At 68.4% G+C, this 19,704-nt stretch carries 19 protein-coding genes; 11 read left to right on the forward strand and 8 right to left on the reverse strand.

The genetic code is table 11. The features are described 5' to 3' along the window. Positions 1-62: 62 nt before the first annotated feature. Positions 63-308, reverse strand: coding sequence for a 2Fe-2S iron-sulfur cluster-binding protein (locus N801_RS21720; RefSeq protein WP_084108321.1), 246 nt, complete (start codon positions 306-308; stop codon positions 63-65). Here N801_RS21720 and N801_RS20585 point away from each other — a divergent pair. Then, positions 247-453, forward strand: a complete 207-nt coding sequence (locus N801_RS20585) for a hypothetical protein (RefSeq protein WP_169744210.1) — start codon at positions 247-249, stop codon at positions 451-453. The genes N801_RS21720 and N801_RS20585 overlap by 62 nt on opposite strands. A 35-nt stretch (positions 454-488) precedes the next feature. On the opposite strand, the gene N801_RS06045 is transcribed toward N801_RS20585, so the two are convergent. Then, entirely contained in the window at positions 489-1,658 is a 1,170-nt protein-coding gene (locus N801_RS06045) for an amidohydrolase family protein (protein WP_035934855.1), read from the reverse strand. A gap of 169 nt (positions 1,659-1,827) precedes the next feature. Here N801_RS06045 and N801_RS06050 point away from each other — a divergent pair, with 169 nt between their 5' ends. The 10 genes from N801_RS06050 (at position 1,828) to N801_RS06095 (ending at position 12,704) form a co-directional block, all read left to right on the forward strand. Next, entirely contained in the window at positions 1,828-2,106 is a 279-nt protein-coding gene (locus tag N801_RS06050) for a hypothetical protein (protein WP_035934857.1), read from the forward strand. A gap of 124 nt (positions 2,107-2,230) precedes the next feature. Next, positions 2,231-3,460, forward strand: coding sequence for a CaiB/BaiF CoA transferase family protein (locus tag N801_RS06055; protein ID WP_084108324.1), 1,230 nt, complete (start codon positions 2,231-2,233; stop codon positions 3,458-3,460). Between the two features lie 20 nt (positions 3,461-3,480). Beyond that, complete coding sequence (locus N801_RS06060) at positions 3,481-4,338, forward strand: SDR family oxidoreductase (RefSeq protein WP_052112665.1); 858 nt, start codon at positions 3,481-3,483, stop codon at positions 4,336-4,338. Further along, positions 4,338-5,231: a VOC family protein gene (locus tag N801_RS06065; protein ID WP_052112666.1), complete on the forward strand. Its 894-nt coding sequence runs from the start codon at positions 4,338-4,340 to the stop codon at positions 5,229-5,231. Before N801_RS06060 ends, N801_RS06065 begins: the two co-directional genes overlap by 1 nt. Before the next feature lie 133 nt (positions 5,232-5,364). Then, positions 5,365-6,537, forward strand: a complete 1,173-nt coding sequence (locus N801_RS06070) for an acyl-CoA dehydrogenase family protein (RefSeq protein WP_035934858.1) — start codon at positions 5,365-5,367, stop codon at positions 6,535-6,537. After that, entirely contained in the window at positions 6,534-6,974 is a 441-nt protein-coding gene (locus N801_RS06075) for a Zn-ribbon domain-containing OB-fold protein (RefSeq protein ID WP_035934861.1), read from the forward strand. Before N801_RS06070 ends, N801_RS06075 begins: the two co-directional genes overlap by 4 nt. Next, a complete protein-coding gene (locus N801_RS06080) occupies positions 6,971-8,116 on the forward strand; it encodes a thiolase family protein (RefSeq protein WP_035934863.1) in 1,146 nt (381 codons plus the stop codon). The genes N801_RS06075 and N801_RS06080 overlap by 4 nt, the downstream gene beginning before the upstream one ends. A gap of 10 nt (positions 8,117-8,126) precedes the next feature. Beyond that, positions 8,127-9,257 carry an acyl-CoA dehydrogenase family protein gene (locus N801_RS06085; RefSeq protein WP_035934865.1) on the forward strand — a complete coding sequence of 377 codons (1,131 nt, stop codon included), beginning with the start codon at positions 8,127-8,129 and terminating at the stop codon, positions 9,255-9,257. Then, entirely contained in the window at positions 9,254-10,414 is a 1,161-nt protein-coding gene (locus tag N801_RS06090; protein WP_035934866.1) for an acetyl-CoA hydrolase/transferase C-terminal domain-containing protein, read from the forward strand. The genes N801_RS06085 and N801_RS06090 overlap by 4 nt, the downstream gene beginning before the upstream one ends. A gap of 34 nt (positions 10,415-10,448) precedes the next feature. Beyond that, on the forward strand, positions 10,449-12,704 hold the full coding sequence (locus tag N801_RS06095; RefSeq protein ID WP_035934868.1) for an acyl-CoA dehydrogenase family protein: 2,256 nt from the start codon (positions 10,449-10,451) through the stop codon (positions 12,702-12,704). Between the two features lie 49 nt (positions 12,705-12,753). Here the strand turns inward: N801_RS06095 and N801_RS06100 are convergent, their stop codons facing one another. The 6 genes from N801_RS06100 to N801_RS06125 are packed head-to-tail and all read right to left on the reverse strand — an operon-like array spanning position 12,754 to position 19,628. Beyond that, complete coding sequence (locus N801_RS06100; protein ID WP_245618239.1) at positions 12,754-14,148, reverse strand: class I adenylate-forming enzyme family protein; 1,395 nt, start codon at positions 14,146-14,148, stop codon at positions 12,754-12,756. A gap of 47 nt (positions 14,149-14,195) precedes the next feature. Next, positions 14,196-15,308: an acyl-CoA dehydrogenase family protein gene (locus N801_RS06105; RefSeq protein ID WP_035934871.1), complete on the reverse strand. Its 1,113-nt coding sequence runs from the start codon at positions 15,306-15,308 to the stop codon at positions 14,196-14,198. Beyond that, entirely contained in the window at positions 15,305-16,597 is a 1,293-nt protein-coding gene (locus tag N801_RS06110; protein WP_245618241.1) for an acyl-CoA dehydrogenase family protein, read from the reverse strand. Before N801_RS06110 ends, N801_RS06105 begins: the two co-directional genes overlap by 4 nt. 10 nt (positions 16,598-16,607) lie before the next feature. After that, on the reverse strand, positions 16,608-17,648 hold the full coding sequence (locus tag N801_RS06115) for an acyl-CoA dehydrogenase family protein (protein WP_035934872.1): 1,041 nt from the start codon (positions 17,646-17,648) through the stop codon (positions 16,608-16,610). Then, complete coding sequence (locus tag N801_RS06120) at positions 17,645-18,832, reverse strand: acyl-CoA dehydrogenase family protein (RefSeq protein WP_035934873.1); 1,188 nt, start codon at positions 18,830-18,832, stop codon at positions 17,645-17,647. The genes N801_RS06115 and N801_RS06120 overlap by 4 nt, the downstream gene beginning before the upstream one ends. Beyond that, positions 18,825-19,628 carry an enoyl-CoA hydratase/isomerase family protein gene (locus N801_RS06125; RefSeq protein ID WP_035934875.1) on the reverse strand — a complete coding sequence of 268 codons (804 nt, stop codon included), beginning with the start codon at positions 19,626-19,628 and terminating at the stop codon, positions 18,825-18,827. Before N801_RS06125 ends, N801_RS06120 begins: the two co-directional genes overlap by 8 nt. Positions 19,629-19,704 lie beyond the last annotated feature (76 nt).

The raw sequence follows: 19,704 nt of genomic DNA on the forward strand, positions 1-19,704 counted from the left end.
GCACATCGAGCCGAGCTGCAGAACGTTTGATGCCGACGTCAAGAATGGGCGTGAGGCGATGGTCAGAACTCGATGACGACCCGCTCGGACGCGGCCCTCGCCTGACAGCCGAGGATGTAGCCGTCATCGATGTCCTCGGCCTCGAGCGTTTCACTGAACGCGATGTCCACCTTGCCGTCGAGGACCCGGCACACGCAGGACCCGCACGCACCTTCACGGACGGCGGCGGTCCTGGGAGACGCGATCGTGCGACGCAGCACCGCCGATCTGGGGGCTTCGGGCGGTGTCGGACTCACGTTGATGGCCATGCTGGAGCGCAGCTGGCTGCTCCAGCAGATGCCTGCCTACCTGGCCCGGCGGGACGAGACCAGCACCTCCGCAGCGGCCGTGGTGCTGTCGCTGCTGCGCTCAGTGCGTCTGGCAGCGCCACATGGTGCCGGCCCGACCCGCTGAGTCGATCTCAACGAGCCGGGCCGGAGTGGAAGAGCTCAGCGTCGGGGGAAGTTGAGCATGGTGCGAGCGTTCGTCTCGGTGATCTTGGTGACCTCGTCGTCTGGGACGTGGGCCAAGACCTCGGATGCACGCTTGCGGCTGTTGGGCCAGTTCGAGTCGGAGTGCGGGTAGTCGATCTCCAGCATGATGCGGTCCACGCCGATCTTGTGGCGGTTCTCCACGCCGAACTCGTCGTCGATGAAGCAGCCCCAGAAGTGCTTGGCGAAGAGCTCCGACGGGCGCGCGTCGAAGTCGATGTTCTTCATGTAGTAGCGGTGACGGGACCACACGAAGTCGGCTCGCTCGAGGATGTAGGGGATCCAGCCGATCCCGCCCTCTGCGAGCGAGAACTGCAGCTTCGGGTACTTCTGCAGCACGCCTGAGAAGAGCAGGTCGACCGCCGACCACATGAGGTTCGAGGAGAACAGCGTGATCGCCACGGCGAACGGAGCCTCTGGAAGCTTCATGTTGTTTGTCGCCTGGGTCTGCATGAACGAGAACCCGGGGACGTAGGAGCTGGAGCCGAAGTGCAGTGAGATCGGCATGCTCGTCTCTTCGCAAGCCTCCCAGAACGGCGTCCAGTACTCGTTGTGGAAGCTGGGGAGCCCCAGGGGTACGGGGCTGTCCGGGAAGGTCACGGTCCGTGCGCCCTTGGCTGCCATTCGCCGGATCTCCGCCGCAGCAAGCTCGACGTCCCATGTGGGAACGATCGCCATGGGAATGAGGCGGTCGGGGTCGGTGGCACACCACTCGTCGACGTTGAAGTCGTTCCAGGCCTTGACGCACTTCAGCGCCAAGTCCTTGTCGGGAGCGCGGTGGAAGACCCCTCCGGCAAAGCCGGGGAACGACGGGAAGGCCAAGGTCGCCTCCACGCCGTCGGTGTCCATGTCCTTCAGACGCTCGACCGGGTCGTAACAGCCCGGGATCATGTCCTCGTAACGGACGGGATCCATGCCCCACTCCTCCACGGGCTTGCCGGCGACGGCGTTCAGACCGATGGTCGGAGCAACCATCCCGTCGTAGTGCCAGAGGTGCATGCCGTTCTGCTCGACGATGCGCGGACCCTTTTCCTGGTCAGCCTTGGACAACCTGTCCTGCCACACCCGGGGGTGTTCGATCAAGTGGTCATCGACCGAGATGAGCTGGTGGTGATCTTGAAGCGGCATGCGAGCTCCCTTGCTCTGGCGTGCTGGATGCGGAGCACGATAGCGCGACCTGACGAAACTGTCATCCATCCCGCGGACTATCTCCATGGCGCCGACGTCTAGCGGTCGCAACGACGCAGGAGCTACTGTGCTGACGCAACCGCCAATTCAATGAAAGCGAGTCGAAGTCATGAGCGAGACCTTCGATGGGCCCTCTCCGGAGCGTGAGGACGAGGAGGACCACGACCTGCTGACCTACGGTGAGGTCAAGGTGCGCATCCACGAAGAGGTCCAGGCGCAGCGGGCCCTGGTGGCACAGCTGGAAGCCTCTGGAGAAGACGCATCGAGCGCTCTTCAGAGATTGGACGCACTCGTCGACGCGGCGCAGCGGAACAGCCGTAACCGGATCAACGACGACAACTTCGAGAGATTCTTCGGCTACCGCGGCACCGCGCGACGCAACACCTGAGGTCTCGCCCGCACCCCCCTCAGCAGTGCCTGCCAGTTCGTGTGAGTCAAATGCTTGGCAATAGTGTCAAGTTCCGCTTTACTGAGACCCTCCCCGCCCTATTGAGAACGTTGAGGTGAACCCCATGAGCAACGACGCTCAGCAGCACATCCTGTCCGGGATCAAGGTGGTCGAACTGGCCGCATGGACCTTCGTTCCCACCGCTGGCGCGGTGCTCGCCGACTGGGGAGCCGACGTCATCAAGGTCGAGCACCCGGAGACCGGTGACCCGCAACGCGGGCTCATCAACTCGGGCATGGTGACTGGCGCTGGTGGAGTGAACCACTTCATCGAGCAGCCCAACCGAGGCAAGCGCAGCGCCGCCATGGACGTCTCGCACCCCGACGGTCTCGAGGTCCTACTCAAGCTCGTGGAGACGGCCGACGTCTTCATCACCAACCTCCTGCCCGAGAGCCGGGAGCGGCTCGGCGTCGACGTCGACGCGATTCGGGCCCGCAACCCGAAGATCATCTACGCGCGTGGCCACGGCTATGGCTCCAAGGGCGAACAGGTCAACCGAGGTGGGTTCGACCTCGCGGCCTACTGGTCCCGAGGCGGTCTGGGCGAGGCGTACACGTCGTCCGCGCCGGGCTCCTACCCTCCTGTGCAGAAGCCGGCCTTCGGTGACGTGGTCGCGGGTTTTGCGATCGCCTCCGGCATCGTGGGTGCCCTGTTCAAGCGCGAGCGCACCGGCGAGAGCTCGGTGGTGGATGTGTCGCTGCTCAACATGGCCATGTGGCAGCTGGCGCCGGACATCGTCGGCGCCGGCGTCACGGGCCAGAACGTTCCCAAGTTCAACCTGGAGGAGTCGCCCAACCCGGGGGTGGGGTTCTTCCCGACGAGCGATGGTCGCCACGTGACCTTCGTCCTGCTGCAGTCCGACCGGTTCTGGTCGGACTTCTGCGCCCGCATCGGCCGCGAGGACCTCATCGACGATGAGCGCTACTCGAACCAGAAGGTGCGGTTCGTCAACCGCAAGGACTGCATCGCCGAGCTGCGCAGCGCCTTCGGCGCCCAGCCCCTCGCCCACTGGCAGAAGGCGTTCGCGGACTTCGACGGCGTCTGGGACGTGGTCCAGTCCGCTCTGGAGGTTCATGACGACCCGCAGGCCATCGCGAACGGTTACCTGCCCAGGCTGACGGACAACAGCGGCAACGAGTTCGCCGTCGTGGACTCACCGGTGCAGTTCGACGAGAAGCCCAACGCGTCCCGTCGCGCCCCCGAACACGGCGAGCACACCGACGAGATCCTCCAGGAGCTCGGCCTCGACTGGGACCGGATCATTGCCCTGAAGACCAGCGGCGCCATCCTGTGACCGATGCGCACAGCGCACCTGTGCGGCCCGCGAGCCCAGAAGACTCTGCGCTCGCGGGCCGTACGGCTCTGATCAGCGGTGCAAGCCGAGGCATCGGCGCGGCCATCGCACATCGGCTGGCCCGTTCAGGGGCCAATGTGCTGCTCTTCGCCAAATCCGGTGCGGACTCGCCCGGTCGTCTTCCGGGGTCGGTGGACGAGGTCGCCTCCCAGATTCGCGCGGCTGGTGGTCAGGCCCTGGCGTATGCCGGTGACTTGCGCTCGGATGCCGATGTGGAGGGGGCAGTTGCCGCAGCGGTGACTGCCTTCGGGGCGCTGGACATCGTCGTCAACAACGCGGCGGTGTTCGACACGACGCCGACAGCCGAGATCACGATGAGGCGCTACGACCTCCTCCACCAGGTCAACACCCGAGGCGCTTTCGCCCTCACCCGGGCCGCGGTTCCGCACCTCGTCCACTCCGATCACGCGCACGTCCTCACGATCTCCCCGCCCCTGGCACTCGCACCGAAGTGGCTCGGAGCGCATGCGGCATACACCGTGTCGAAGTACTCCATGAGCCTCATGACACTGGGTCTGGCAGCCGAGCTCGAGACGGCGCCGGTGGCTGCGAACTCGCTGTGGCCCAGCGCCTCAGTCGCCACCGAGGCGATCCGAACCATCCTGGGCGACGACGTCGCGTCGAGCCGGTCCCGCAGCCCGCGGATCATGGCCGATGCCGCATACGAGATCCTCCGCTCGAAGCCGGGCGAGCGGACCGGCCAGCTGCTCACGGACGTCGAGGTCCTCCGAGCCGCCGGGGTCGGCGACTTCAGCGAATATCTCCTGGGCGGACAGGAGAACGACCTTTCCCCGAGCTGGTTTCTTCCGGAGGCATGATGACCCCGACTCCCGCCCCGCAGCATGCCCACGCGGCCATGCACTGCAACCTCAACACGGTCAACCTCGACGCGGCCGAGGCGTTCTACCGGGTGATGGCCGGCCGAGACCCCAGGTTCCGTTCGGTCGGGGTCGATCAGGACGCGACGATGATGGGGCTGGCGGAGCGCACGTCCAGCGTCACGGCGTTCGTGTGGGACCAGCGGGGGCCACGTGCCGCGCCCGCCCTCGAGCTCGTCGCATGGTCGGATCCCCCCACGGTCCCCGCCGACCAGGAGCAGCGAGCCGGCTTTTTCGCCGTCGGATACCGGGTCCAGGACCTTGCGGCCGCGGGGGAGGACCTGGCGACGTTGGGAGAACTCACCACCGAGGACGTCCGCGTGCGCGGTCGCACGCACCGGGCAGTGGTCCTGACCGACCCCGACGGGGTGCGGGTCGAGGTCATCGAGGTCGACGGACCGGAGGACGCCGCGAAAGGACCGGCGATGGCCTACGAGCGTCTGCGGGTGACCGATCTCCAGCGATCCCTCGCCTGGTATGCGTCCATTGGCTTCGCGACCGTTCGCACGGGCGGAGCGGTTGCGTCCCTCTCCCTGCCGGAGGATCCGACGTTCTCGCTCGAGCTGTCCGAACAGCCGGACCTCATGGCTGCGCCCGATCGGGCCAACGAGCAGGGGCTCTACCGCATCGCCCTGGCGGTGGAGGACGTCGAGGCGGCTGCGGCTGCCCTACGAGGCATCGATCCTCGAACCCCGGAACCGGTCTTCATCCCCATGGAGGACACCCCGACCGGCGGATACACCGTGCTCTTCCTCACCGACCCGGACGGCACCGTCGTCGAGCTCGTGTCCAGACCGCGGTCCGAGGTGCGGCGACCCGTCACCCCTGTATGACGAATCTGTCAATTGCGTCGGGTACACAGACTTGTAGAGAAGCGAAAAGCGTTGTTACAGGCGGGATGCCTAGGTCGTGGCCAAAGTTGACGCTTTCGTTGACAACGACTGATATGACACCTAGTCTGTCCTCGTGACTGACGTGTCCCAGAGTGACCTCGACGACCTGCGTGGCTCGCTGCGTGCAGTGCTGGAGCGCGACTCGTCCGAGACCTCGGTCCGCGCGACGATGGGCAGCGAGTCCGGCGTGGACCGAGCTCTGTGGCAGTCGCTGGTCTCAGGCTTCGACCTCCCGTCGTTGGCCGTTCCGGAACCGTGCGGTGGGGCGGGTGCCGGATGGTCGGTGCAGCGCATCGCGCTGGAGGAACTGGGGCGCTCCCTCAGCTGCGTGCCTGCGCTGTCGGTGATCGGCCTGGGTCTGCCGGCGCTCGTTGCCAGCGCGGACGACGCCGCGGTGGAGGAGATCGTGCCCCGAGTGCTTGACGGTCGAACCGTCGTGACTGCAGCCCTGCTCGGCGCTGATCCCGTGGGCGACTGCCAGCTGAGCGCATCACGGTCGAAGGGCGGGTGGCGGCTCAGTGGCACGGTGACCCATGTGCTGGACGGCCAGATCGCGGACGTCGTCCTCGTCTTGGCACGCCACGACGGCGGTCTGGGCCTGTTTGCACTGGATCCGCGTGCAGCCGGCGTGGTCGTCGATCCCCGGCGGACGTCCGACCAGACCCGGCGTGTGGTCGGCCTCATGGTGGACGAGGCCCCTGCCCGTCTTCTGGGTGCGCCGGATGGTGGTGAGGCGATCGCTCAGGCGGTCCGCCCCCAGGCTCTCCTCGCGCTGGCCTGCGAGCAGACCGGCGGTACCTCGGCGGTTCTCGACCAGTCGGTCACCTACGCCAAGCAACGGGTCCAGTTCGGGCGCCCCATCGGCTCCTTCCAGGCGGTCAAGCACCAGCTCGCAGACGTGCTGGTGTCTGTCGAGGAGTGCCGGTCGGCGATCTGGGCAGCGGCTCGGGCGCTCGACACCGAGCACCCCGACGTGCAGCTGTTGACCCACGCCACCGCTGCCGTGACGGGCCCCGCCTACGTCGCGGCGGCGTCCAGGAACGTCCAGGTCCATGGCGGCATCGGCTACACGTGGGAGCACCCCGCACACCTTCACGTGAAGCGATCACGTGGTTCCGGCCTCCTGTTCGGCAGCCCCGCCGAGCACCGGGCCCGTGTGACCGAGCTGTTGCCCCTGCTCGCGGAGGACTCCCTTCCGACCACCGACGCAGTCCCGGCGCGGACCACTGAAGGAGCACTCCCATGACCCAGGTCCCTCTGGCCGAAGGCCTTTTCACCTGGCCGGCAGCCGATCCAGCGCTCATCGCCGGCCGGGCCAGCGACGGCTCCCTGACCTTCCCCTACCGGTCGCACCGCCTCGTCGGCGGGGCACGCGAGGAGCTCGAGAAGGTCGAGCTGCCGCGTCGCGGGACATTGTGGACCTTCACCACCCAGCTCTTCCGACCCACATCCCCGCCCTACGCCGGCGACGACACCGAGGAGACCTTTGAGGGCTTCACCGTGGGCTACGTCGAACTTCCCGGGGCACTGCGCGTCGAGGCTCGTCTGACCGAGCCGGACCCCGCGAAGCTGCGCATCGGCCAGGAGATGGAGCTGCGCATCGTCCCGCTGGGCAGGACCAAGGACGGGGACACGACCATGATCTACGCTTTCGCGCCCGTGCAGGAAGAGGCTTCGCCATGACCACGCCAGACATCGCGATCATCGGCGTCGGCCTGCACCCCTTTGGTCGGCACGGCGACAAGTCGGCCCTCGAGATGGGCGAGGACGCTGTCATCGACGCGCTCGACGACGCCGGGGTTGCCTGGAACGACGTGCAGGAGCTGTGGGCCTCGAGCATGGAGGTGAAGAATCCTGAGGCCATCACCGGTCTGCTCGGCATGACCGGCATCCCCGCGCGCTCCACGTTCACCGGATGCGCTTCGGGCGCAACGGTGCTCGCGCAGGCCGCCAACGCCATCCGGCTCGGTAAGGACATCACCGTGGCAGTCGGCCTGGACAAGCACCCCCGGGGAGCCTTCTCGGCGGACCCGTCGGTCTCGGGGCTCCCGCTCTGGTACGGCCAAGCGGGCATGTTCCTCACGACCCACTTCTTCGGCATGAAGATCAACCGCTACATGCATGACCACGGGATCACCGAGGCGTCGCTGGCCAAGGTCGCCGCCAAGAACTTCCGCAACGGGTCGCTCAACGACAAGGCCTGGCGCCGCACGCCCATGAGCGAGGATGACGTGCTCGCGTCCCAGTACCTCAACTACCCCCTGCGCCAGTACATGTACTGCGGACCCGACGAAGGTGCAGCCGCGGCCGTCCTGTGCCGCGCGGACATCGCCCACAAGTACACCGACACCCCGATCTACCTTCGCGCAAGCCAGCTCGTCTCGCGCCGGGAGGGGGCACTGGAGCTGATGAGTCCGGCGCTCTCCCTCGACGACACGGCCAGCCCGACGATCTTCGCGTCGCGTCAGGCCTACGAGGAGGCCGGCATCTCCCCGGAGGACGTGGACGTGATCCAGCTCCAGGACACCGACGCCGGCTCGGAGCTCATCCACATGGCGGAGAACGGCTTCTGCCTGGACGGCGAGCAGGAGAAGCTCCTGGCCGAGAACGCCACCGACATCGGCGGTCGTCTGCCGGTCAACACCGATGGCGGCCTCATGGCCAACGGCGAGCCGGTCGGCGCCTCCGGGCTGCGTCAGGTCTACGAGCTGGCGAACCAGCTGCGCGGTCGGTGCGGTGAGCGGCAGGTTGCCGACGCCAGGGTCGGCTACGCCCAGCTCTACGGCATGCCGGGCACCGCCGCCGTCACGATCCTGTCGACCTGAGGTTCAGCCGATGAGCACCGATCTTGCTTTCCGCTCCGAGATTCGTGAGTGGCTGGTGCAGGCACCGCGACCTGCTGGGCTGCATGACTACGGCCCCACGCCGACACCGGACGACGTCCAGGCCGGTCGAGCCTGGCAGCGACAGCTTGCCGACGCCGGCTATGCATGCCTGCACTGGCCACGGGACCGTGGCGGGCGGCAGGCCACGGTCGCCGAGCAGGCAGCCTTCGCTGAGGAGTGCGCGCTCGCGGGCGTGCCCCGCCAGTTCCATCTCGTGGGTCCAGATCTCGCCGGACCAGTCCTCATGGCCTACGGCTCCGCCGACCAGCGCGACACCCTCCTCGAGCCCATCCGCACCGGCGAGCACCTGTGGTGTCAGCTCTTCTCGGAGCCCGGGGCCGGTTCCGACCTGGCCAGCGTGCGCACCAGAGCCGTCCCCACCGACGACGGCTGGGTCGTCGACGGCCAGAAGGTCTGGACCAGTGGCGCGGCTGACGCCCAGTACGGGCTGCTCCTGGCCCGGACCGGTGGCCCAGGCCATGGTGGGCTGTCCGCGTTCGTCGTTCCCATGAACCTCGATGGCATCACCGTGCGACCTCTCGTCCAGATGAACGGCGAAAGCAAGTTCAACGAGGTCTTCCTCGACGGCGTGCTGCTCTCTCCGGAAGCGCTGATCGGCGTGGAAGGGCAGGGCTGGGCCGTGGCCACGGCGACCCTGGGCCGCGAGCGTCTCTCGTTGGGATCCAACGCCGTGGGCATGCTCAAGGCGCTCGAGGAGATCACCGCAGCGGCCCGCTCGCGCGGACGGCTGGGCGATCACCTCAAGGCGGGAGTCACCGATGCCTGGCTCGGGGTCTGGCTCCTGCGCTCGACGTGGGAACGAGCAGTCGCCGAGGGCACCGAACCGGGCGGTCCGGCCTTCTCCGTTCTCAAGGTCATCAGCACGACCACCTACCAGGCGATCGGCGACCTCGGCATGGAGGCTCTCGGGCTCGACGGTCTCACCAGCGAGCTGGACGAGCCGCTCGTCGACCGGATGCTCGTCGCCCACGCGCAGACCATCCTCGGCGGCACCAGCGAGATCCAGCGCAACATCCTCGGCGAGCGGATCCTCGGCCTCCCGCGCGAGCCCAAGCCGTGACCTACAACACAGCTGCCCTGGCCGGCCTGATCCGGCCGGGAACGCGGATCGCTCTCGGCGACGGCATCGGCATGCCGCGCAGTGTTCTTCCCGAGATGGCTGCGGCTGCTCGCGCGGCCGGCGACGTGAAACTGATCACTGGCTGGGTGCCGCAGGCGACTGCGGAGCTGGACCTGACGGCATACGCCGATGTCCGCACGATCATGGGCGGTTGGGGTCTGCGGCGGGCCATCGAGGCGGGAACCGTCCATGCGCCCCCACTGCGACTCTCGGCGGTGCCCGCCCTGCTGGCCGGACCGTGGCGACCGGACATCGTCGTCGTCACCGCAGTGCCGCGCAGCGACGGATCGCTCGGGTTCGGCACGGAAGTGGCCTGGCTGCCGGCGGCGATCGCCGCCGGCGCCACGATCGCGGCCGTCGTCAACTCGAACCGTCCTCGGTGCGACGTCGGGCCCTCGCTTCCTCCGGATCGTCTCGTCGTCGTCGGTGAGTCCCAGGAGGCGCCCATGTCGTTGACGTTCACCCCCGCGACCGACGCCCACAGGACGATGGCCGAGAAAGTGGTCGCGCGCATCCCCGAAGGTGCTCGTCTCCAGGTGGGACCAGGGGCCTTGGGTGGCGCCGTACTGGACGCCGTACGCAAGCCGGTCACCATTGACTCCGGACTCTTGCCCGAGGCTGTCACGGACCTCGATCGCCGCGGGCTGGTGTGCGGTGACCCCGTCGCCACCTATCTCGCCGGAGGTCCCGCCCTCCTGGACTGGGCGGACGGCAGGCCACTCCTGCACCACCTGGGCCACACCCATGACGCGACGCGGCTCTCGTCGGGCATTCCGCTCGTGGCCGTGAACACCGCCATCGAGATCGACGAGCAGGGCCAGGTCAACGTCGAGGGCTTTCCGGGGGCGGCCGTTGGGGGAGTGGGCGGTCACGGAGACTACGCCGTCGCAGCAACCCGATCCGTGGGCGGCCTGAGCATCATCGCGATGGTTTCGGAGCACCACGGCCGACCGACCCTGGTGGACCGGTTGTCCGCGCCTGTCAGCACCCCCGGTCACGACGTGGACGTGCTGGTGACCGAGCGTGGGGCAGTCGACCTGCGCGGACTCGACAGGACAGAGCGGGCGCGCGCAATTCGGTCCCTGTGGGACCGCTGATGACCACCGTACGAACGAGCATGACGGAGAAGCTATGAGTCTCAACCAGGTTGGCGTCCCGGACACCGAGGACCAGGCAGCGCTCATCGATGCGCTCGCCGGCATCCTGTCTCGGGTGTGGTCTCCGAGCGAGCTCCTCGACCCATCGCACCGGAAGCGTCCTGATCAGCGCACGGTCTGGGCCGCCCTCGCCGAGGTCGGTCTTGCCAGTCTGCCGGTGCCCGAGGAGCAAGGGGGTTCGGGCGGCTCGTGGAGCGACGTGGCCGTCGCGGGTGAGCTGCTCGGCGCGGCCGCCGCTCCTGCTCCTCTGGTGGCTGTCTGCGGCGCGCTGGGGGCGTTGCTGAGCCTCCCGGAGGGGAGCGCCGATGACCTCGTGCGAGACATCAGCAACGCCACCATCACCCCGGCCGTGGCGTGGACGGGCGCCCGGCCGGACGTTCTCCGGGCCACGGGGACCCAGGACGACCTGAGAGTGGACGGCGTTCTGACGACGATCCTGGGCGGTGAGGGAGACGTCCTCCTGGCACTGGCAAAGGGAGACTCCGGCGCTGTCCTCGTCGCGATCTCGGCTGGTACGGGCGTCGACGTCACGCGGCTCGAGTCGATGGACCTCACACGAGAGGTGTCCCGAGTCGTCCTGACCTCCGCTCCCGCACGTCTACTCGCCACCGGTGCCGCAGCGGAGGCTGCTGTTCGACGAGGCCGGGCGAGTGCCGTCCTCGCCATGGGAGCCGAGCTCGTCGGAACGCAGGGGCACTGCCTCGAGGCATCGGTGTCCTACGCCCTGGAGCGCTCCCAGTTCGGCCAGCCGATCGGATCCTTCCAGGGCGTCAAGCACCGCCTGGCCGATGTGCTCGCCGGCGTTGAGCTGTCCCGCGCCACGGTGCGCCACCTGGGCTCCCTCCTCGATGGTTCGTCGATGACCGGCGCCGACGAGAACGCCGACGAGGCGGTCGCCGAGGCGGTCGGCCTCGTCCTGGCGTCGGTGGTCCCCGCTGCCGTCACCGCGGGCAACGCCTACATCCAGGTTCTCGGCGGCATCGGCTACACCTGGGAGCACGAGGCCCACCTGCACTACCGACGCGCGTGCGCGGCCCAAGGACTCTTCGGCGGAGCGTCCGCCGGCAAGGCGGCCCAGGCAACCGGTCCCCGACGACACACCTCGAACGGCGTGGTGTCGCCTGCTCTCGCCGAGTTCGCGGCTCTGGTCGACGCAGAGCTCCCGGCACACCGGGCGGCCCACCCCGACGACGACTACGAGTCCCGGTTGGCGTGGCAGCAGCGACTGCACTCAGCCGGCTGGATCGCTCCCCACTGGTCCGAGGAGTTCGGGGGCAAAAGCCTGGGCATCGTCGACCAGGTCGAGTACGACCGGGTGCTCGGAAGCCGCCGGGCACCGGTCACCTTCGCGGGAGTCCTGGGCATCAACAACGTCGCGCCCACGCTGATGCGGTTCGGGACGCCCGAGCAGAAGGGTTACCTGTCGCGCATCCAGTCCGCCGAGGACATCTGGTGCCAGGGCTTCTCGGAGCCCAGCTCAGGAAGCGACCTGGCCTCGCTTCGCACCCGTGCGCGGATCGAGGGTGGGGGAGAGGGCCGGGAGTTCGTGATCGACGGCCAGAAGGTCTGGACCTCCGAGGGCATGGAGGCAACGCACTGCCTGTTGCTCGTGCGCACGGATCCTGATGCCCCGGCTCACAAGGGAATCTCGGCTCTGCTCGTTCCTCTGGACACCCCGGGCATCACCCGTCGCCCGATCACGCAGATCACGGGAGAGGGCGGCTTCGCCGAGATGTTCTTCGACGGCGTGAGGGTGCCCTGGTCTGCTCTCCTGGGACCGCTGAACGAGGGCTGGAGCGTCACGATGACCACGCTGGCCTTCGAAAGAGCCGGCGTCATCATGATGGCCAGCCGCCTCGAGCAAGAGCTCGAGGACGTCGCCGCCGAGCTCGAGGGCCGAGAGATCTCGCAGTCCGCGCGCGAGGCGCTCCTCGACCGAGTCGTCGAGGCGCGAACCCTGGGCCTCCTTGGTCAGCGCGCCCTCACCACGATTGCCCGCAAGGGTGCGCCCGGGGCCGAACACTCGGTCATCAAGCTGGTCTGGTCCCGTGTGGCGCAGCAGATCGCTGACACCCGGCTTGCCATCGCCGGACCGCTCGCGCTCGCGGGTGAAGGTGGCGTCAGCGCTCGCACGGGTGCCCTGCAGTCGCGGGCCATGACGATCGCCGGTGGCACGACCGAGGTGATGAAGAACATCCTGGCGCAGCAGGTGCTCCGGCTGCCGCGATGACAGTGGCTGCGCGGCCGTCAGCCGTTGGATCGGCTGGCGGCCGCGACGTCTATCGGGGGAGCGGGCTCCACTCGGACACCTCACGCACGGCATCCTTGTCCACCTTGCCAGCAGCATTGCGGGGCAGCGGTTCTGTCCGCAGGCAGATGAGCTCGGGCACCTTGAAGGACGCCAAGCCCTCACGGGCGACACGGACGAGCTGCTCTGGATCGAAGTCCACCCCGGGGCGTGCCACGACACAGACCGCAACCCTGCTGCCCAGGCGCTCGTCGGACACCGCAACGACCGCCGACTCTGCGACCGCCGGATATGCGGCTAGCGCAGCCTCCACCTCAACGCTGTAGACGTTCTCGCCGCCCCGGTTGATGAGGTCTGTGCGGCGATCGAGCATGAAGACACGACCGCCATCGTCGATCCGCACGATGTCGCCGGTGTGCAACCACCCATCGACGAGCGCCTCAGTGGTGGCGGACGAGTTGCCCCAGTAGCCGGACATGACCTGGGGTCCTCGCACAATGAGCTGACCGATCCCCTGGTCGGCTTCTGGACCGATGAGACCGAGCTCGGTGTCGGCGACCGCTGTTCCCACCGAACCCGCGTGCATCAGGGCGTCGTGGTCCTGCAGCCCTGTCACACACGGCGCCTCGGTCAGCCCGTAACCCGGTGCGAGCCTGGCGCCCGGGAAGGCCTCTCGCAACGCGAGCGCCTGGGCCGGCGGAGTGGGCGCGGCTCCATAGCTGAGGATTCGCACACCGCTCACGTCGACATCCCTGAAGTCGGGGTGCCGCAGCGCCTGCCAGAACATGGCCGGCACCCCATTGAGCGCCTCGATCTGCTCGTCGCCGATGGCGCGAACCCAGGTGCCCACCTCGAACGACGGCATGATCACGACACATCCGCCGCTGACGAGCGCCGGAATCCACTGCATGCCCGATGCAAGGACGTGAAAGAGGGGTCCGGCCACCAGCGAGCGCAGCCCGTCATCGGCTCCCAGGCGGTAGGCCTGCCGGACCTGCTCCGCGGCAGACAGGAGGGCACGGTGGGAGAGCATCGCTCCCTTGGGTCGTCCGGTCGTGCCGCTGGTGTAGAACAACGCCGCAAGCGACTCCGGGTCCGACGCGTCCCGCTCGATGGGTCCGCCGTGCGGCAGTTCGCCGTCGATGACGAGGTCTGCTCCGCAGTCCTCGACGATGTGACGTCGCTCGCCAGTCGTGAGCCTTGGGTTGATCGGCACAGGCACCGCGGCGGCGAGGAGGATGCCGAGGAAGGCCACCGTCCATGCCGCCCCGTTCGGGAGGGCGACACCGACCCGCGCTCCCGGGGTGATCCCTGCCTCGACGAGCCCGCCGGCGACTGCCGACGCGCGTCGCCACAGCGCGGCATAGGTCAGACGTTCTCCACAGCCGAGATCGACCACGGCCTCGGCGTCTGGAACACGCGCCACGGTCGCTCGAGTCGCGGCGACCAGAGTCGATGCCGCTCGAAGCTCGGTCACACGCCCAGCCTCGCAAGCAGGCGCTCGGCGTTCGCTGCTGGGCCGCCGAGGAGCATCTGGGACGACTTCGCCCGCCGGAAGTACAGGTGCGCAGGGTGCTCCCACGTGAAGCCGATTCCTCCGTGCACGTGAATGTTCTCGGTCGCCGTGAACATGGCCGCCTCGGAGCAGACGGAGTGTGCGACCGCAGCGGCGACGTCGGCGGGTGCGCGGTCAGGCTCCCGATCTGCAGAGTGAGCGGCCTCCTGGGCGGCGGCGCTGGCGAGCTGCACCTTGGCGAACATGTCGGCGCACCGGTGCTTGACGGCCTGGAAGGACCCGATCTGGCGGCCGAACTGGACCCGGTCCTTGGCGTAGGCGACACTGGCGTCCAGGCAGGCCCGGGCAGCGCCCACCTGCTCGGCGGCGAGGGCCACCATGGTCGCGTCAAGGACCCGGTCGAGTACCGCAGGGGCGTCTCCCGGCGACCCCAACAGCTCCGCCGGTGTGCCGTCGAAGGCGACGGACGCGATCCTGCGCGTGAGGTCCAGCGTGCGCAGTTCCTTTCGCTCGACAGCCTCGGACGAGGTGACGAGGAACAGGCTGGGGCCCGACTCCGTCGCGGCCGCCACGACGAGCAGGTCGGCCACAGCGCCATCCACGACGAGGTCCTTCGCACCCGTGAGGCGCCACGTCCCTCCGTCCAGCTCTGCCCGCGTCGAGAAGTGGGCGGTCCGCCACCGCCCGTCCCCCTCGGTCACCGCCAGCGCGGCGAGCGTGGCGCCTGAGGCTATGCGCTCGAGGTGCGGGTGGGCAGCGGGGTCTCCACTGGCCACCAGGGCCGTCGCAGCCTGCACGACGGTCCCGAGGAATGGTGTCGGGGCCAGGGTTCGTCCCAGCTCCTCGAGCACCACCCGCTGCTCAACAGCTCCATAGCCGGCTCCACCGGCGGCTTCGGGCACGGTCAGGGACAGGGCGCCGACCTCGGCCAGTGCGCTCCACAGCCGAGTGCTGTGGCCGGACTCACTGCCAATGGCATCCTGTCGGGCAACGTCATCGCCGAAGCGGTCCAGCAGGTCTCGCACGCTCCGACGGAGATCCTCACGTTCGGGGACAGTCGTGCCGGTCATGATCCACTCCGTGAGGTCCGCAGCTCGCGATAGGGCGTGGCGGCATCGCCGCCGGGCTCCTTGGGGAGACCGAGCACCCGCTCCCCGAGGATGTTCTTCATGATGTCTTCGGTCCCTCCGAGGATGCGCAGGGCGGGTGTGGAGAGCAGGAGCTCGTTCCACGAGAAGGCGCCCCACGCTCCCGTGTCGGCGACGATTCGCGGTCCCACCACCTCGGCGGCAAAATGCGCTGCGCGCGTGATGTTCTGGGAGTAGAGGAGCTTGGAGACCGAAGCCTCCGGTCCCGGTTGCCCGCCAGAGATCAGGTGGTCAAGGGCCTGCCGGTTGAGGTAGGAGGTGGCGAGCTGGTCTGCCTGCAGCTCGGCAAGCCTGCGGCGGGCATGGGAGTCATCGAGGCAGCCGTTCTCGCCCATCAACGCCGCAAGAAAGGGCGTGGAGATGGCACGTGCGGCCGGGCCGGCGCCCTCGGACCCGACGCTGGCCCGCTCGTTCATGAGGGTGGTCAGAGCGACGGACCAGCCGCCGTCGACCTCACCCAGCCGGTATGAGTCGTACACCCACACGTCGGTGAGGAACACCTCGTTGAACTCCGCGCCACCACTCATCTGGCGCAGGGGGCGGACCTCCACGCCGGACGCATTCATGTCGATGAGCAGCGCGGTGATGCCCCTGTGCTTGGGGACGTCGGGATTGGTGCGACAGAGCGCCAGTCCGACCTGAGCGTGCTGCGCGACGGAGGTCCAGACCTTCTGCCCGTTGACCCGCCACCCGTTGCCGTCGCGGACGGCGCGCGTCGAGACGTTGGCAAGGTCCGATCCGGCATTGGGTTCACTGAAGAGCTGGCAGGCAATGAGGTCACCGGCATACATGCCCGGGAGATACTCCGCCTTGGCCTTGTCGGACCCATGGGCCACGATCGTCGGGCCGATCATCCCCAGACCGATGAGGGAGAGGACGCCGGTGTCGGGAACGTCGTACTCCGCTTCGATGCTGTCGTAGATGAGGTCGTGGATGGCCGAGAGTCCGCGCCCGCCGAACTTCTCGGGGCCGGTGATCCATCCAAAGCCCGCGGCATACCTCGTCTTCTGCCACGCCCGGGCGGCGTCGACCAGGCGTGTGGCGTCCTCGGGGGTCTCGTCACCGAAGTAGGAGATGCGGTCCTCACCCGCTCCCCACTCGACCTCTGTCTCGTCCTCAAGTCGGTCCGCAGAAGCGTCGAGGAAGTCACGTGCGGACTGCGCGAAGGCCTCCAGGTCAGTCGGCTCCGTGTGTGCGAGGCGATGGCTCACGTGCTGCTCCTCAGATCGATGCGATGGGGTATGCCGTGGTGCCGGCCAGGAGGGAGTCGCCCAGCGACTCCTCGAGCCTGACGTGGCTGCCAAGGAGCTGGTCCAGGGCTGCGGCACGCGTGACATGGCGGTGCATGGGGCTCTCGAGGGTGAGCCCCATCGCACCGAGCACTTGCACCCCCGTACGCATGACCTCCGACTGGGCACGCCCAGCGCGGGCCTTGGCGGCGGCCGCGGCCCACTCGGGTGGGCTGTCGAACCACGACTCGTCAGTGGCGTTGCCCCACACGGCGTCCAGCAGCGACGTCGCGGACTCCACGGCGACATGAGCCTCCGAAAGACGGTGCCGGACCGCTTGAAAGGAGCCGATGGCGCGGCCGTACTGATGACGGCTGGTCACGTGGTCGGCGGCAAGGCGCAACGCCGCCTCGCAGACGCCGAGGATCTCGGCGGCGATGGCGCGCCGGCCCCATGCCACCGCAGCCACCCAGTCGACGGCAACGGGCGGACGGGGCTGGGACTCGGGCAGGGGGTCGTTGGTGTCCACGACCAGCCACGTGGACGAGGCGTCGAATCCTGACGCAGGGCGGGACCGTTCGAGGACCCAGGCCGAATCCACCGGGTGCACCATGACACGGTCACCGCGGCACGTAGGGACAAGGACCAACGTGCCGTGCGGTGGGGTGTCGAGCAGAATTCCCCGCAGGCGTGGCGCGGCCTGTGAGCCCGGCCGTGCCCCGTCGTCGGAGGGGTGGGGGAACAGCAGGGACATCCTCTGGCCAGCCACGGGAAAATCTGGTCCGAACGATCTGATGATGGAGTCGGACAGCACCGCCGAGCTGGCCAGCGCTGCGCCGTGGGCGTGGAAGAGCATCCTCGCCGCGGTGGCAGGGTCCTCGGCCTCGACCTCGGGCCACCCGAGCTGGTCCAGGGCTGCGGTCAGCTCGCCGCCGGGGGTCGCGGCGAAGAGCTCGCGCAACGACGTCTGCAAGGAGCTGCGGAGCTCGGGATCCAGACCTGGAGCCGAGGTGGTGCTCGATCCTGGAGTCATCGCGCCATCTCCTTGGGCAGTTCGAGGACGTGGTCGGCGAGGATGGTGCGTTGGACCTCGGCCGAACCGCCGAGGATCGTCGCGGACCGGCTGTACCACCAGTCAGCACGCCAGGCCCTGACCGCCGCGGAGTCCGAGAGAAGGAAGTCGGATCCCAGCAGGTCGCGCGCGAGGTCGTGCAGACCCTGCTCGGCAGAAGCGAGGAGGATCTTGTCCACGCTGGCCTCGGGCCCGACCGTGTCGCCCGCAGCCAGGCGGCGAACGGTCTGGGAGCTGCGGGCGCGGAGGGTGATGATGTCGACGTAGCACGCGCCGAACCGCCGCCGGGCTCCGTCCGGCAGAGGGCCGGGGAGCTCACCCACGAGTCGCCGGAGCTCGGTGATGCGGCGTAGGGCCACAGACGCGGTCTGCCAGGCGTACATGGCGCGTTCGTACTGCAGGAGGAACATCGCCACCGCCCAACCCTGTCCCTCCGTCCCGACCAGCTGGTCGGCGGGCACGATGACGTCGTCGAAGAAGATCTCAGCCAGCTCGTTGTCGCCGCTGGCCAGAGCGATCGGACGCACGCTGACGCCGGGGGAGTCGACGTCGACCATGAGCATCGACAGGCCCCGGTGACGAGACTCCGTCGTGCCGGTGCGGACGAGGCAGACGAGGCGCGTGGCCGTGGCACCGTGGCTCGTCCACAGTTTCTGTCCCGAGAGGACGTAGTGGTCGGCCTGACGGGTGGCCTTGGTGCGCAGCGCGGCAAGGTCGCTGCCGGCTTCGGGCTCGGAGAAGCACTGCCCCCACCACTCCTCGCCGCGCAGGAAGGCCGCCGCATGTCGTCGCGCCAGGTGCGGGCTGAACTTCGTCACAGCGGGGACGAGGGTCTCGATGAGGAGGTGTGGTTCGGGGACGGGCAGGCCGGACCGGGACAGCTCGTCGTAGAGCACACCGCGGTGGCGCTCGTCCCCACCGAGCCCGCCGATCTCCGTGGGCCAGCCGTAGAGGTTCCACCCGCCCTCAGCAGCGAGGTGGGACATCAGCCTCGCATCCGAGGTGATGCGTTCCTCCGTACTCTTGTGCCCTCGCTCCCGGAACCGAGCGAGGGACGGGGCAGTCGCGAGGTGACGACGCAGCGCGTGCCGGTACTCGTCCGGATCAGTGGCGTATGCCGTGTTCTCCGCGCCGTTCTCACTCACTACTACCACCTGCAGCCCGTGCGGTGGACCGGGCGAGGAAGGCCCGGACGAGGTCCTGGTGCTCAGGGGTGTCGAAGGAGGCGAACTCCTCCTGCAGGGCGTACTCGAGCACGCCGGCGACCGCGCGTTTCATGTGCATGTTCAGCGCGCGCTTGGTGCTCTGAACGGCCTGGGGGGGCTGCGCAGCGAGCCTGTCCGCGAACGCCAGCGCGGCGTCCATGAGCTCGGCGTCGGGGACGACCCGGTTGGCGAGACCGAGCTCGACAGCCCGGGCAGCGGGAATGCGCTCACTCGTGAGCAGGTACTCCTTGGCACGCAGCATCGACATCAGCATCGGCCAGGTGGGGGCGCCTCCGTCGGCGGCGGTCAGGCCCACCCCGACGTGCGGGTCGGCGATGAACGCGGACTCGGCCATGATGACGATGTCGCTGGCCACGGCGAGGTTGCAGCCGAGACCTACCGCGGGCCCGTTGACGGCAGCCACGACCGGCAGCGGGAAGTCGAGAATCTCGGTGAGCAGTCGGCGGGCACCGTCGATCTCGCGGCGACGCGCCTCCCGGTCCTCCCAGAGCTCGACGAAGTGGTTGAAGTCGCCCCCCGCACTGAACGCTTTCCCCGCACCGGTGAGGACGACGGCGCGAGCCTCAGGATCCTCGGCAAGGTGCCGCCACACCCCGATGAGTGCACCGTGCAAAGCCTCGTTGGTGGCGTTGAGGTGTTCTGGCCGGTTGAGCGTCACGATGCGAACCGCGCCGCGCGACTCGATGAGCAGCTCGGGTGCGAATGGGTGGTCCACGGATCCTCCTGGCAGACGTCGGAACTCCATTCGAACCGTAGTTGACGAATCTGTCAAGTAGTCCTAGCCTTCGGGA

The organism is Knoellia aerolata DSM 18566 (assembly GCF_000768695.1).
GTDB classification, from domain to species: Bacteria; Actinomycetota; Actinomycetes; order Actinomycetales; family Dermatophilaceae; genus Knoellia; species Knoellia aerolata.